Origin of the sequence: Methanoplanus limicola DSM 2279 (assembly GCF_000243255.1) — an archaeon.
GTDB classification, from domain to species: Archaea; Halobacteriota; Methanomicrobia; order Methanomicrobiales; family Methanomicrobiaceae; genus Methanoplanus; species Methanoplanus limicola.
Map to the genome: position 1 here is coordinate 306,806 of NZ_CM001436.1, position 12,943 is coordinate 319,748.

The window sequence follows — 12,943 nt, forward strand, 5'->3', positions numbered from 1 at the left end:
CAGGTATTTTTCCGGATGACTCAGATAAGAATACCCTCATCAAGGATTGTACAGACAAAAGAGTTCTGTCGCTTTAGCATCTCACCAAACTCTTCCTTTGTATAGCATATGGCCTCAACCGGAAGTTCGGTCATCTCCATAATCTCACCGGGCCTTTTATGAAAACGCTCCTTAAAGTCTGCAACTACAAGGAGATCGACATCACTTGCCTCATTATAGTCCCCCCGTGCAACAGAGCCGTAAAGTATTATTCTCTCAACATTCCACCTTAAGCGAATTTTTCCTGCAAGTCTCTTTATTTCCAGTTTCAGGCTTTCAAAACTTCCTTCACTTTCTTCAATATTAATTCTGCACATCTGATACATTCTTCTGCATCCTCCTCCTCAAAATATTCTGACGGTGTCAAATCACTGACTATACTATCGGGATATCTGGTACTCATATAATAACCATCAAGAACTTTGCCCTCTTTTCTGAGATCTAAAAAAGATTCATCCAGTTTTCCGGTCTTTTTAATGAGATCAAATACTGAATAGGTCAGAATTTTCCTGTACCCTCTCCCGTAAAGAACAGATTTTAAGGCCTTCTCAGCACTTTGCTGTGCCTGAAAACATGCCCAGTTGAAATCAGATGTGCTGACACTGTTCCCTGCACTTTTAAGATCTCCTTCAGCCTGTTTTAGCCACTTAAAAGCTTCATGGAGATTATTCTCCATGTTACTTCCTTTTTAGCTCCTCAATAATCTCAATCTCTTCCCGGAGTTCAGGCGGAAGCACACTCTTTGGAACAATCATGCCGTCTATCATCACAAAGCTGTTAAACGGATTCTTCTCACGCATTCTTCCGGTGGAGAACTCATCATCAAAATAAGACATCTTAAACAGATCACGGATTACTTTGGACTTCTGTGAGGTCGTGCTCTTCTTTGTCCCGAAATAATCGCATATATCATCCGCAGTCGCATACGGCTGTGTATTTTTATCAAAGAGAAAATTAATGCTCCCCAGTGCATAAATAACAGATGCAGCCCATATATCCATTCTTCCGGTCATGAAAGGAACAGTCCTCTTCCTCGACATCTTACGGATCAGCTTCTCACAGAGTTCTTTGTACTCCTCATCCAGGCATTCATCGCAGAACCCGGCTGTCATCTCAATGAGCTGTTCAGTCTTCTCCTTTACCGCTTCCTTATCCTTTGCCATGTTATCATTATTATATCAGTTTTGTTGAATACAAAATAATTACTGAAACAATAACATTAATACGAAGCCACAGCAACATTCATTCGGCTAAACAATAGGATTATTTTTAATTATTATCTTCAGTCATAGACAATAAATGATACATTTTGTAGTCAACATAAGAACATATTAAATAGTCTGCAGAAACATTATCTGTAATGATAGATGAGGCTGTACGCAGATGGAACCCCTGGTGGGCTGAGAAAAAAATCCCGGACCAAATCTTAGGAATACATCGTGATATTACAGATTCAATAATTAAGACACTGAAAACACCGCATATAAAAGACATCATAGGCGTAAGGCGTTCCGGCAAGACAACAGTACTCTATCAGACAGCAGATTACCTGATCAAAACAGGGACTGACCCAAAGAACATAATATTCATCAATTTTGACGATCCGACAATAAATGCAGCCTCTTTTGATGAAATCCTAAAAGAAATATACAAAATAAACCCTGAAATATCACACATATTCCTTGATGAAATTCAGCAGAAGAAAGGCTTTGAAAACTGGATAAGAATGCTGTATGATACAAAAAAATTCTCACAGATATTCCTGTCAGGCTCATCTGCAAGCCTGCTGTCACAGGAAACCGGAAGAGTTTTATCCGGAAGACACATTACATCTGAAGTTTTTCCATTATCATTTCCGGAATATCTTAAAATATCCGGCCTTAAAGGATTAGATCAGGACTACCTTCTAAACAACAGAGAAAGACTCCTTTATCACCTCACTAAATACCTCAAAGAAGGAGGATTTCCTGAATCCGCAGGAACAGAAGATTACATCCATAAAATGATTCTAACCTCTCTTTACAATGATATCATTGCAAGAGATATAGCCTCCAGGTTTGGTGCGGATTACAATATCACCAAAAGAATTTCCCATTTCATGCTTACAAACACAACATCAGAATATTCATACAGCAGAATTTCCAAAAATACAGATGTAACTGTAGAAACGGCTGAAAAATATACAGGATACCTGTTAGACTCACTAATGATTCTACAACTTCCATTATTCTCATACAAGCTGAAAGTGCAGTATAAGCAGAATAAAAAAATATATGCAACAGATACCGGGCTTAGAAATGAAGTTTCATTCAGTTTTTCGTCTGATATTGGAAAACTTGCAGAAAATGCAGTATTTATTGAGCTTAAAAGAAGAGGTCATGATATTTATTACTGGAAGGACAAAGGCGGATTTGAAGCCGACTTCCTGATAAAAGAAGGAATGGATATATCAAAGATTATTCAGGTCTGCTGGGACCCCAAAAATGATAAAACAAAATCCCGCGAAGAGAGATCAATTGTAAAGGCATGCACAGAATTTAACCTAAAAAGCGGACTGATTCTGACTGAAGACTACCAGGATACCACAGAAGCAGACGGTATAAAAATAGAATACTATCCGTTATGGAAATGGTTCTGCGGAATTTAATCAATATTTCCGGCAGAATGCAGCAATAATATAACTGAGATATAAAATATTCTGGTATAATTCCCGGAGTTACTAACACCGGACAATAACTCCGGCTAAAATACAGCAAAAGAATTTCATAACCAAAATACAATGTTGTAACAAACGGATATATTCTCAGAGATCTGAGACTTAAAATAGCAACAATAAAAGCAGGTCAATAAACCGGAGAAATAATGACACCCGAAGAATTAATCACTGCAATATCTGCAGGCGAAGACATTCAAAAGCAGTTTAAGCAGGATATAACCAATGCAGATGCACTTGCAGCAGAGATGGCAGCCTTTGCCAACAGTGAAGGGGGAACAATATTCTTAGGTGTTGCAGATGACGGAACAGTGCCCGGACTGACCCTAAAGGATGTCGGAAGATTAAATCAGCTAATAAGCAATTCAGCTTCGCAGCATGTAAAAAGCCCGCTTAATGTCAGGACAGAGAATGTCTGTATGGAAAAGAACAGGATTGTAATAGTCCTTACAGTCCCAAAAGGCATAGACAAACCATACTTTGATAAAAACGGAGTTATCTGGCTAAAGACCGGGGCAGATAAAAGGCGTGTAAATACAAAAGAGGAATTATGCAGACTCTTTCAGAGTGCCGATCAGTTTCATGCAGATGAACTGCCAACCAAAGCAGGAACTGACAGAATTGACAGGCTGCGTCTCAGAATGTTTCTTGAAAAAAAATATGACATCCCATATCCTGAATCTGATGATGAGCTGCTCAGAATTCTCCAGAATATGAACCTTGCAACAGATTCCGGGAAGCTAAACCTTGCAGGGGTTTTGCTCTTCGCAGAAAATCCCGAATGGATTAAACCGGAATTCATAGTTAAGGGCGTCTGTTATCCCGGCAATGATCTCCATATCAGCAGTTATCATGATATGGAAGACTTCTCAGGGACACTTCCTGAGATATTTGAAAAGGCATTATCGTTTATCATGCGGAACCTGCATAAAATCCAGGCCGGAAGAGGTATTAATACACCCGGAATACCTGAAGTCCCGGAGATTGTATTTGAAGAACTCCTGGTAAATGCACTTATTCACAGGGATTACTTCATCAGTGCTCCGGTCAGGATATTTATATTTGACAACAGAATTGAGATCATCAGTCCCGGAAATCTGCCGGGCAACCTCACTGTTGCAAAGATTAAAACCGGAAACTCAAATATCAGAAATCCGGTTCTGACATCATTTGCTGCGAAAGGGCTTTTACCATACAGGGGTCTTGGCTCCGGAATAAAACGTGCAGTTGAAGAATGGCCCGACATAGATTTCACTGATGACCGTGAAAACAGCCTCTTTAAAGTGATTATCCACAGGAAGTACAGCCGGGAGTGATAATATCATCTTAATTGCCCAAAACAGGCAGGAAAATTCCGGATAAAACATTTATTACAACATTTGCCGGTGAAACCATCATGAATATACCACAATATATGATCGACAGAATTAAAGAGGAGCTTTCAGGAAGAAAATTCATATTCTATACTCTTTCCGGTGCACACCTCTACGGCTTTCCATCAAAAGACTCGGATTATGACATCAGGGGCTGCCATATCCTAAGCCTAAAAGACATCTGCAGGCTTAAAGAAGAGCGCGATGTTATCGAAAAGATGGACGGTGACTTTGATTTTGTCTCATTTGACATAAAAAAAGAGCTTTTGCTCCTCCTAAAGAACAATTCAAACGTCCTTGAGCACATCTTTGCAAAACCCCTGACAGAAGGGCCTGAATTTAAGGAACTAAGGAGAATTGCGGAAATCTCCTTATCCAAAAAGATATATGAACCCTATCACGGCCTTGCAGTGCACAATTATGAGAAATACATACTCAGAAATTCCGAAGAAAGACAGACATCTGAAGAACACATTCCAGAGAAGGCAGACAGAAATACAGAAAATGGCAGAAGCCCCACTGTAAAAAAATATCTCTATGTCCTAAGGAGCCAGATGGCCGGAATATATGCCCTTGAAAAGGGAAAAATAGAACCCGACATAACTGTACTAAACTCCTGTCTCAAATTTCCGGTTGTAGACAACCTGATAGCCATAAAAAAATCCGGCAGTGAAAAAGAACTTCTCTACTCCGCAGAAGAAGCAGAATCCCTAATCTCAAAACTCTGGAAAGAGCTTGACAATGCACTGGAGAATTCACCCCTCCCAAAAACCCCGCCGGAGGAAGCATACGAAATGGCGGATGAATTCCTGCTTAAATGCCGGGGAGTTATATAGGTTATTGCCGTGTATAATTCCTAACTGCCTCAAAACGCCCAAAATTATTCCTAATCTACTCCAAAATATCTCTTCTTCTAATAAGAGGCAGTTTATGTTCCAGTGCATTTACCTGTCATAACAGCAATCCCTTTCAACGAACAGAATTATCACCCGGAATGCTGATTATCAATTATGAAGAAGGTCACTGCAAAGATAACCGGCAGGGTGTGTGATGTCGGTTACAGAAATATCGTGGATGATGCAGCTTACCAAAATAACATACACGGCTATGTAAAATACATTGATTTTCGTCCTGACGGGTGCGTACCTGAAAAAGGTGATCCGGAATCAGGAATTAAGAAGCAGCCTGAAACCAAGTCTTCACACTATGATGAGAATGCGGAAAATAATCCAGAAAAGCAACATAACAAAATTCCGGCTAACAACAGTTACCCACATGCAGTTGAAGTCGTAGCTGAAGGAGAAGAATCAGACCTAAAGAAGTTCTTTGAGGATATAAAAGTCAGAAAAAGACCAGTTTACGTTGAAGAAATAACTCAGAAATGGGAGGAATCAGAAGGCGAATACTCATATTTTGAGCTGGTCCGTGAAGATTTCTGTTATGAACTATATGAGGGCTTTAACAAAATTGCCATTATGGATGAAAAGATGGACTTCGGGTGGCTTAGGTATAAACGGCTCATTGAAGAAGAATCAGATTTAACATCAGATCAGCCGGACAGGAGAGCATAAAAGAAGATGAATAGTTTTTGCACAACGTATATATTCAGTGTTGTGAAGGATGAATCAAATTAAGCAAATCTTCAATTAAATCTGCACCATTGTTCTGACTGGTAAAAAGTACAGATGCAAGTATTTCTAATGTCCGAGAACCTTCTGGTGATCTCGTTCCTCCGGAAATTTTCCTTTTTACAGTCATTGGCCTAACAGCTCTTTCAGCTTTATTGTTAGTACTCTCTACTTTCGGATTAATCACAAACTGAAATAATTTTTCCTTAACTCTCTTTAAACTCTCCCCAAATTTCCTGCATTTTAAATTTTTATAAGGTCGGTCTAATTTATCCTGCAATTCTGAGATTAAATTTTCAACATCCTCCGGGCGGCCTTTTCCCTCGAATGATTTTGCTTTAGCATGGATGTACTTCATTGTTTCATGGATATGTTTGCCCTCTTCACCATAAAGTTTTGAAAGATCTTTAGAATCTACAAGAAGATGAAACCAGCAAATCTGTTGTGCTCTGTTTCCGGTTTTTCTTGCCAATGTATTATACGCAGAGAATCGGTCATGAACATCTATTCCTTTTGGGTTTTCTCCAAGAATAGAAAGTGGTTCCTTGTGACTGCGGGTTTTTGCAATCATGTATAGTGCTACACCTTCCGCAACAAAAACCCACAACCATTTGTTAATTCCACTCTCTCTCCAGGAAGTTTCATCCATGTATCTGACATCGGCTTCTCTGACCATCTCTTTGAGAACCTCATAATATTCAGAGAATTCCTTTGCAATCAATTCACCCATTTTTTTGACTTCACCAGTGCTGATTTTTAAACCGGTAAAGTTCTTAAATATTTTAGGTATTCCAACTGCAGTACCTTTCATTACAACATCCATCCAGACCGCAGTAAGCATAGCCCTTAAACCTATCCTTGCGTTTGGAAGAGCATCTAAAACTTCTCCTTCAACCATTTTTTTACATTTTGAGCAATATCTCCGAGGGATATGATACATTGTAACAATTGGTTTAACTATGGGGATATCCTCAACAATTCTTGTCCTTTCTTCCTGCACTTTGCTCAATTTGGTATTGCCGCAGTAAGGGCATTCAGCCACATCAATTGTCTTATGTATGTCAACCTTCTCCGGTTTTGGCCTAAAATTACCCTTATGTCCAGGTTGTGCCCCTCTCTTCTTTTTCTTCTCTGTTTTATTATTATCTGGATCCTTGGAATCTTTAGTTGTGCTTTTTTTTGACTCTTTTTTTATGGCATATGGTTTGCCACCTTTTTCTCCTGTAGTTGGTGGATGCCTGAATTTGTACTCATTGAATTCTTTTTTCAGCTTTTCATTTTCGTAGAGTAACTCTATGTTGGTGGAATTAGCCTGACTCAATTTTTTATTCAACTTCTCGTTTTCGACCTTCAGTTGAATAATATCATGAGATAATTTGGCTATTTCTTTCTTGTACCTGTATGTTTTGTTGTAATTACGGATACTTTCGCAATTCATCTGATATCAGTCTTCAGGCCCTACAATTACAAGATAGACTTTCTTTCCAAGGTGTTCCTTTGGACAATCAACCTTCGCACTTGTTCCAAAGGGTGTAACTTTTCGAATGTAGAACCCCTCAATGTTTTTGACATTAAGTTCAGTTTCTGCAACAATTGGTACTTTTTTCACAGATATCTATTAGATATCTAAAGTATATATAACTTACGATTTGAATCAAAATAGCGATATTTCCAGAAAAGTGATTCAAAAAAATGGGAAATTAGGATATTGCTTCAGAAGACTGAACATTTACTGCACAACAAAATAAATCCCATAATAATAAGACAACATAACGCCAACAAAAGATAATCATGCTGTCTGGAGAACTTCTGGAGATAATAAAAAACGGAGAAAATTCCGGAGTGGAATTTAAGCGTGATGATGTAAGGCCGGAATCACTTGCAAAAGAGATAGCAGCCATGGCAAATTTTCAGGGCGGCCATGTAATTCTCGGAGTTGAGGACGACGGCAGTATTTCCGGGCTTAAAAGAGGAGATACCGAAGAGTGGGTTATGAATGTAATAAGCCATAAGGTCCACCCGGTAATCCTTCCCTACTACGAGGAAATCACAGTCAATGGCAAAAGAGTGGCAGTCATTACGTTTCCCCCCGGAATTTCAAAGCCTTATGTTGTCCGTGAAGGTGGGAATGAGAAGATATTCATCCGTGTCGGCTCAACGTCACGTCCTGCAACAAGAGAGCAGCAGATGCGTCTGTTTGAACTCGGAGGAATACTTCATACGGAGACAATGCCTGTACCCGGCACTGATATGTCCTGCCTTGATCAGGTCCGTATCGTGAACTACCTAAAAGAGATCATCCATGATCCTGATATTCCACAGACAGAAGAAGAATGGCATTCAAGACTCCTTGGTCTTGGATTTCTGACCGAAGCATCCGGCAGCATATACTGTACAATTGCAGGCCTTGTTCTATTTGGTAAAACACCAAGAAAATATCTTAAACAGGCAGGGATTAGGGTCTTTGCCTTTAAAGGGAGAGATAAGGAATATGATGCACTGATGGATGATATTCTTGATGGCCCTCTTGTCGGCAGGTTTGATTTTGATGACTCCGGAAAAACACTCCTTGACCGTGGACTGATTGAACGGTTTACAGAAGCCATAAAACCATTCATATCAAAAGAAGAACCCGGAATTGATGAAAATTTCCGGAGGACAAAACAATGGCTCTGGCCATATGATGCTATACGTGAAGTTGTAATTAATGCACTTGCACACCGTGACTGGACACGCTTTGTAGAAATTGAGGTTGGGATATATTCAGACAGATTTGAACTGATAAGCCCCGGAAGCCTTCCCAATTCAATGACAATAGAGAAGATGATCGCAGGTCAGAGGTCCCCGCGAAACACCATAATTGTGGAAGTTTTAAGAGATTACGGCTATGTAGACTACCGTGGTATGGGTATCAGGACAAAGGTAATCCCGCTTATGAAAAAGATAAACGGAACTAAGCCTCTCTTTGAGAACACTGAGGATTACTTAAAGACAATATTATACAGAAAAGAAGAGTGAAGGAGTAACAGAAAGGATTTCAAATCCGGAATTATTCGTACTCTGTAAATCCTTCACTCATCCGGAATTTCATCTTCTTCAGTATGCTGACTGATTACAGCATCTATCTTTTCAGCAATATCATCGTCCGGACTACACCATCCAAAGTGGGGGCATCTGATGCAGTCAGGAGATACTCTTTTCGGGCAGCCGTCAGGATATGGTTCAGGCACTGCACCAGGGTCATAGTCTTTATTCGGGACTTCCTCAAAAGAATCCAATAGATCATCATCTCCGGAAGAAAAGTTGTCCTTAAGTCTGTACATATGAGGATCCTTACAGGACGAGTACCGGAGATTGAGCATACAGTAACCCTCCACAACAATATACGACCAGATTTTTACTGAAGGGTAATCGTCATCATCGGAGTTGTCGCCATTGTTTTCACCCGGAGAATTCATATCTTATTTTTATCCGGCAGATTCAATTCCTTTGTGGTTGGGAAATGTGGTCCGGAAATGAGGTAGGGAAATGCAGCAAATCAGACAATCAGGTCACAATGTTCAGTTGAACCGTTATCTGCATCAGCCATAATTTTCAGTCATTTCAAATATGTCATAAAATAAATATCCTTCATCTTCAAGTAATCTCCTGTCAGACACATCCATGCCTTTTGCCACAATTCCGGATATATACCCTCTTTTTATTGCTGCCTCTGAAATTCCGGGAGTGAAATCCCCGGAAACTTTCGCAACCAAATCTCCGGAAACGACATTTCCGGACTTTTCCAAAGTGAGAAAATCACCGGCAGAACCAAAGAATTCAGGGATAAGGCTTATCTTATTGTCAAGCCTTTTAAGGACCGACAGAGCATCTTCTGCTGTCATATCCCTGCTCTTAACTTCAACCGCAACCGGAATCTCAGATCTCCCAATTGCAATGAAATCAATCTCATCACCTCTTCTGTTCCACCAGCCACCCATTTTCTCATACTGCCCGGAGAAGCGGTTTAAAAGAAGTGTTCCGGCAAGATCTTCAAACATAAGTCCGGAATAGGGCTGCCATTCCTTATGTACAAGGCTTTCTATGGTGCCTTTATTCCCATCTCTCATAAATATGCTCAGATTGGGATATATGAAATATGCATAAAATCTGAAAAAATTATCTTTCAGTACATATCTGCCTTTTTTAGAGCGGTTTGGATCATCAGTAGCCGGAATTCTGTACTCAACAATGCCTAAGAGATTTATCAGATTATGCAGATATACAGTAAGAGAACCGGGCGCTATATGTGTCATATCAGCAATCTCTTTCTGTGTTGACCTTCCCCTGGCAAGTGCAGATATAATTTCATAATATGTCGGATGAAGACGGCCGAATTCCTCAACAAGCACATCCTTAACCTCGTTCTTTAATGGTCCGAATTCATCAAATACAAGATTTTTAAGTGCTGAATCAAAATCAGTGCAGCCATATTTTTCAGCCAGCCTGTAATAATATATCATCCCGCCAAAGAGAAGATACAGCTTTAACTTCTCTTCTCTTTTAATTATCCCGATTTCATCAAGATAATTCCAGATCTCTTTTGGAGTAAAAGGCTTAATGGTCAGAATGTTATCTGCACGCTTAAAAAGCGGTGCACCTCCGTCAATAAATATCTTATTCATCATACCGACTGAAGATCCGGAGGCGATAATATAAAGCCGGGATGATTCTCCCATCATATCCCATTTATTCTGCAATTGCGTTATAAAAGCAGGATAAATATCATAAAATCTCTGGAACTCATCAAAGACAACAATCAGGTCCTCACCATAGGAAAAAAGAAAATCAAGAAGATCCTCCGGCGAGTTAATTTTTACATAACCGGGAAGATCAAGAGTATCGCTGATCTGGTGATAAAAATCCTGAATAAGAATATCGATGGTTTTGTTGTTGTCAACAAAGAAATACAGGGATTTTTTATCTTTAATAAATTCCCTGATTATTGAAGTCTTCCCTACCCGCCTTCTGCCGTTAATGACAACCATGCCGGGAAGTTTATCATATAATTTCTGCAGAAGTTTCAGCTCTTTTTCTCTGCCGTAAAAAATCACAATGATTATATTTACAATCATTATAGATATAATTATTTTTCTGCATATGATACTCCCAATCCGTCAGTTAAAAATATGAGCGAAAAAATTCCGAATAACACAGTCAGAGATGAACAGGACAAACATCAGTATAAATCGAAGTGTAAGTTATCATCTGCTTTTAAAGAGGTTACAATATTCTTCATTTGTCATTCCGGCCATTTTGATTATCCTTTTAAGTTAACCTTGATCTGAGACAGCCGATAATCGCCTCATTAAGATTTTCAATGGCTTCATCCGGAGTGTCTCCTTCAGTAATGCAGCCAGGGAGAGTGGGACATTCAGCAATATATCCTCCTTCTTCATCCTTTTCGATAACAACATTAAATTTCATCTGAATAGACTATCCTAGTTAATATGATATATATTTATGTGTGTTACTGGTCGTTGTTTTAGCATACCCTAAGCAGAAATAAAGCAATTTCCGGCAAAAAAAAGAAAAAATTCAGTCCTTAAGGCAGATCTCAATAATCCTCTCAGAAGTCCTGCCATCACCGAAAGGATTCTGCCATAGTTTATTATCCGGACTTTCAGGCTTAGCTGAATCATCCGTCTTCCTATAGTCCATAAAATTAATCATCCTGTCAGCCGCTTTTTGGATCTCCGCACTCTCAGTTCCGGCCAGAACATTCCCGCCACACTCAACAGTCTCCGGCCTCTCGGTATTATCCCTGAGTGTCACACACGGCACTCCAAGAATACATGACTCCTCCTGAAGACCACCTGAATCAGTCAGAATAAGCCTGGCATGTGCCTCAAGCTGAAGAAAGTCAAGATAACCTGCCGGTTTGATAATCCTGATATTACCCGGACTTATCCCAAACTCCTTCATCATCTTCTCAGTTCTTGGGTGCATCGGGAAGATTACAGGCAGGCGATATTTTTCAGATACAGCATTTATGCCATTAATAATACCGGACAGCCTGACCCTATCATCCACATTCTCAGCACGGTGTGCAGTTACAAGCAGATATTTTCCAGACTTAAGTCCAAGAGTATTCATAATCTCAGACTTCTCATTTGAAATCTCACGGTTCTGGTACACAGCATCAACGACTGTATTTCCGGTGACGAAAACCTTCTCCCCCGGAATTCCTTCTAAAATAAGGTTCTTCTCAGATTCTCCGGTCGGTGCAAAGAGATAATCCGAGATGTGATCTGCAACCACCCGGTTGATCTCCTCAGGCATCCTCCGGTCAAAACTCCGAAGGCCCGCTTCCACATGCCCGACTTTGATATGAAGCTTTGAAGCCGCAAGGGCACCTGCCATGACAGTATTTGTATCTCCCTGAACAAGAACCACGTCAGGCTGCTCAGCCATTAAGACATTTTCAATGCCAGTGAGAATCTTTGCAGTCTGCTCCCCCTGCGTCCCCGATCCGACATCAAGGTTATATTCCGGTTCAGGCAGATTCAGATCATTAAAAAAAGCCCTGTCCATCTCAAATGAGTAGTGCTGACCGGAATGTATGACAAAATAATCAAGTCCCCTCTTCTCACACTCCCTAATCAGAGGTGACATCTTAATAATCTCCGGTCTTGTCCCAAGAATAATGCAAATCATTGATAACTTTTCGACTGAAAAATATAAAAACCCAATCCGGAATTTTGTCAGGGACAGGATTTAAGCTGAAGTAATTGAGGGATCATAATATTTCTTAGAGCAGGTCATAAATAATAGACCAATGAGATGTTGTGTTATTCCTGTCCTTACAAATTCCGGGAGAAAAGGTAGAATAATATGGAATTGAAGTTTGACAGGGAAAAAAACAGGCAGGAAAGACTTAAATCTGTCAGAGAATATGCAGAGTGGGTCAGAAGTGTTCCAAATGAAGTATGGAGCAGCCAACAGGCAGTAATAATTAATTCATTCATGCAAAACGCAGCTAATTATGCACTGACACCGGAAAAATATCTCGAAATGAAGTCTAAATCCTCTGCAGAAAGGGAAGAAAAGATAAGACAACTATCTAAGAAAAAACTGGTGCTTAACAGGAAATAATTAAATACAACGCCATATCAGATTAGATTATGTAATCTATAGATTATAATATGTGG

General features: G+C 39.7%; 15 protein-coding genes. 6 read left to right on the forward strand and 9 right to left on the reverse strand.

Going from position 1 to position 12,943, the window contains the following annotated elements; all coding sequences use genetic code 11:
* Positions 1-20: 20 nt before the first annotated feature.
* Genes METLIM_RS01435 through METLIM_RS01445 form a run of 3 tightly spaced genes read right to left on the reverse strand, consistent with a single transcriptional unit; the run spans position 21 to position 1,202 of the window.
* Positions 21-356, reverse strand: coding sequence for a nucleotidyltransferase domain-containing protein (locus METLIM_RS01435; protein ID WP_157202197.1), 336 nt, complete (start codon positions 354-356; stop codon positions 21-23).
* Positions 308-715 carry a HEPN domain-containing protein gene (locus tag METLIM_RS01440; RefSeq protein ID WP_004076076.1) on the reverse strand — a complete coding sequence of 136 codons (408 nt, stop codon included), beginning with the start codon at positions 713-715 and terminating at the stop codon, positions 308-310. Before METLIM_RS01440 ends, METLIM_RS01435 begins: the two co-directional genes overlap by 49 nt.
* A 1-nt stretch (position 716) precedes the next feature.
* Complete coding sequence (locus METLIM_RS01445) at positions 717-1,202, reverse strand: DUF6398 domain-containing protein (RefSeq protein WP_004076077.1); 486 nt, start codon at positions 1,200-1,202, stop codon at positions 717-719.
* 197 nt (positions 1,203-1,399) lie between these two features.
* Between METLIM_RS01445 and METLIM_RS01450 the strand changes: the two genes are divergently transcribed.
* The 4 genes from METLIM_RS01450 to METLIM_RS15320 all read left to right on the forward strand — a co-directional run bounded on the left by METLIM_RS01450 (position 1,400) and on the right by METLIM_RS15320 (position 5,696).
* A complete protein-coding gene (locus tag METLIM_RS01450; protein WP_004076078.1) occupies positions 1,400-2,686 on the forward strand; it encodes an ATP-binding protein in 1,287 nt (428 codons plus the stop codon).
* Positions 2,687-2,901: 215 nt separating this feature from the next.
* Positions 2,902-4,068, forward strand: coding sequence for an RNA-binding domain-containing protein (locus METLIM_RS01455; protein WP_004076079.1), 1,167 nt, complete (start codon positions 2,902-2,904; stop codon positions 4,066-4,068).
* 80 nt (positions 4,069-4,148) lie between these two features.
* The gene (locus METLIM_RS01460) at positions 4,149-4,961 is read left to right on the forward strand and encodes a nucleotidyltransferase domain-containing protein (protein WP_157202198.1); all 813 of its coding nucleotides are present in this window, start codon (positions 4,149-4,151) and stop codon (positions 4,959-4,961) included.
* Between the two features lie 174 nt (positions 4,962-5,135).
* Positions 5,136-5,696: an acylphosphatase gene (locus METLIM_RS15320; protein ID WP_004076081.1), complete on the forward strand. Its 561-nt coding sequence runs from the start codon at positions 5,136-5,138 to the stop codon at positions 5,694-5,696.
* A 34-nt stretch (positions 5,697-5,730) separates the two neighbouring features.
* On the opposite strand, the gene tnpC is transcribed toward METLIM_RS15320, so the two are convergent.
* The gene (tnpC, locus tag METLIM_RS01470) at positions 5,731-7,191 is read right to left on the reverse strand and encodes an IS66 family transposase (RefSeq protein WP_004076082.1); all 1,461 of its coding nucleotides are present in this window, start codon (positions 7,189-7,191) and stop codon (positions 5,731-5,733) included.
* Between the two features lie 6 nt (positions 7,192-7,197).
* Complete coding sequence (locus METLIM_RS15945) at positions 7,198-7,362, reverse strand: DUF2080 family transposase-associated protein (protein ID WP_004076083.1); 165 nt, start codon at positions 7,360-7,362, stop codon at positions 7,198-7,200.
* 182 nt (positions 7,363-7,544) lie between these two features.
* Here METLIM_RS15945 and METLIM_RS01475 point away from each other — a divergent pair, with 182 nt between their 5' ends.
* Positions 7,545-8,771 (forward strand): RNA-binding domain-containing protein, encoded by a 1,227-nt coding sequence (locus tag METLIM_RS01475; RefSeq protein ID WP_004076084.1) that lies wholly within the window; start codon positions 7,545-7,547, stop codon positions 8,769-8,771.
* Positions 8,772-8,824: 53 nt separating this feature from the next.
* Here the strand turns inward: METLIM_RS01475 and METLIM_RS01480 are convergent, their stop codons facing one another.
* From METLIM_RS01480 to wecB, 4 genes are all read right to left on the reverse strand, one after another.
* A complete protein-coding gene (locus METLIM_RS01480) occupies positions 8,825-9,211 on the reverse strand; it encodes a hypothetical protein (RefSeq protein ID WP_004076085.1) in 387 nt (128 codons plus the stop codon).
* Positions 9,212-9,334: 123 nt separating this feature from the next.
* The gene (locus tag METLIM_RS01485; RefSeq protein WP_004076086.1) at positions 9,335-10,867 is read right to left on the reverse strand and encodes an ATP-binding protein; all 1,533 of its coding nucleotides are present in this window, start codon (positions 10,865-10,867) and stop codon (positions 9,335-9,337) included.
* A gap of 193 nt (positions 10,868-11,060) precedes the next feature.
* Complete coding sequence (locus METLIM_RS15950) at positions 11,061-11,219, reverse strand: type II toxin-antitoxin system HicB family antitoxin (protein ID WP_004076087.1); 159 nt, start codon at positions 11,217-11,219, stop codon at positions 11,061-11,063.
* Between the two features lie 111 nt (positions 11,220-11,330).
* Positions 11,331-12,449: a non-hydrolyzing UDP-N-acetylglucosamine 2-epimerase gene (gene wecB, locus METLIM_RS01490; RefSeq protein WP_004076088.1), complete on the reverse strand. Its 1,119-nt coding sequence runs from the start codon at positions 12,447-12,449 to the stop codon at positions 11,331-11,333.
* A 177-nt stretch (positions 12,450-12,626) separates the two neighbouring features.
* On the opposite strand from wecB, the gene METLIM_RS01495 reads away from it, so the two are divergent.
* A complete protein-coding gene (locus tag METLIM_RS01495) occupies positions 12,627-12,887 on the forward strand; it encodes a hypothetical protein (protein ID WP_004076089.1) in 261 nt (86 codons plus the stop codon).
* Positions 12,888-12,943: the final 56 nt, after the last annotated feature.

Bases quoted from the DNA above. Each gene is read 5' to 3' on its own strand.
- METLIM_RS01435 (WP_157202197.1), bottom strand. From the start codon at position 356: ATGTGCAGAATTAATATTGAAGAAAGTGAAGGAAGTTTTGAAAGCCTG.
- METLIM_RS01440 (WP_004076076.1), bottom strand. From the start codon at position 715: ATGGAGAATAATCTCCATGAAGCTTTTAAGTGGCTAAAACAGGCTGAA.
- METLIM_RS01445 (WP_004076077.1), bottom strand. From the start codon at position 1,202: ATGGCAAAGGATAAGGAAGCGGTAAAGGAGAAGACTGAACAGCTCATT.
- METLIM_RS01450 (WP_004076078.1), top strand. From the start codon at position 1,400: ATGATAGATGAGGCTGTACGCAGATGGAACCCCTGGTGGGCTGAGAAA.
- METLIM_RS01455 (WP_004076079.1), top strand. From the start codon at position 2,902: ATGACACCCGAAGAATTAATCACTGCAATATCTGCAGGCGAAGACATT.
- METLIM_RS01460 (WP_157202198.1), top strand. From the start codon at position 4,149: ATGAATATACCACAATATATGATCGACAGAATTAAAGAGGAGCTTTCA.
- METLIM_RS15320 (WP_004076081.1), top strand. From the start codon at position 5,136: ATGAAGAAGGTCACTGCAAAGATAACCGGCAGGGTGTGTGATGTCGGT.
- tnpC (WP_004076082.1), bottom strand. From the start codon at position 7,191: ATGAATTGCGAAAGTATCCGTAATTACAACAAAACATACAGGTACAAG.
- METLIM_RS01475 (WP_004076084.1), top strand. From the start codon at position 7,545: ATGCTGTCTGGAGAACTTCTGGAGATAATAAAAAACGGAGAAAATTCC.
- METLIM_RS01480 (WP_004076085.1), bottom strand. From the start codon at position 9,211: ATGAATTCTCCGGGTGAAAACAATGGCGACAACTCCGATGATGACGAT.
- METLIM_RS01485 (WP_004076086.1), bottom strand. From the start codon at position 10,867: ATGATTGTAAATATAATCATTGTGATTTTTTACGGCAGAGAAAAAGAG.
- METLIM_RS15950 (WP_004076087.1), bottom strand. From the start codon at position 11,219: ATGAAATTTAATGTTGTTATCGAAAAGGATGAAGAAGGAGGATATATT.
- wecB (WP_004076088.1), bottom strand. From the start codon at position 12,449: ATGATTTGCATTATTCTTGGGACAAGACCGGAGATTATTAAGATGTCA.
- METLIM_RS01495 (WP_004076089.1), top strand. From the start codon at position 12,627: ATGGAATTGAAGTTTGACAGGGAAAAAAACAGGCAGGAAAGACTTAAA.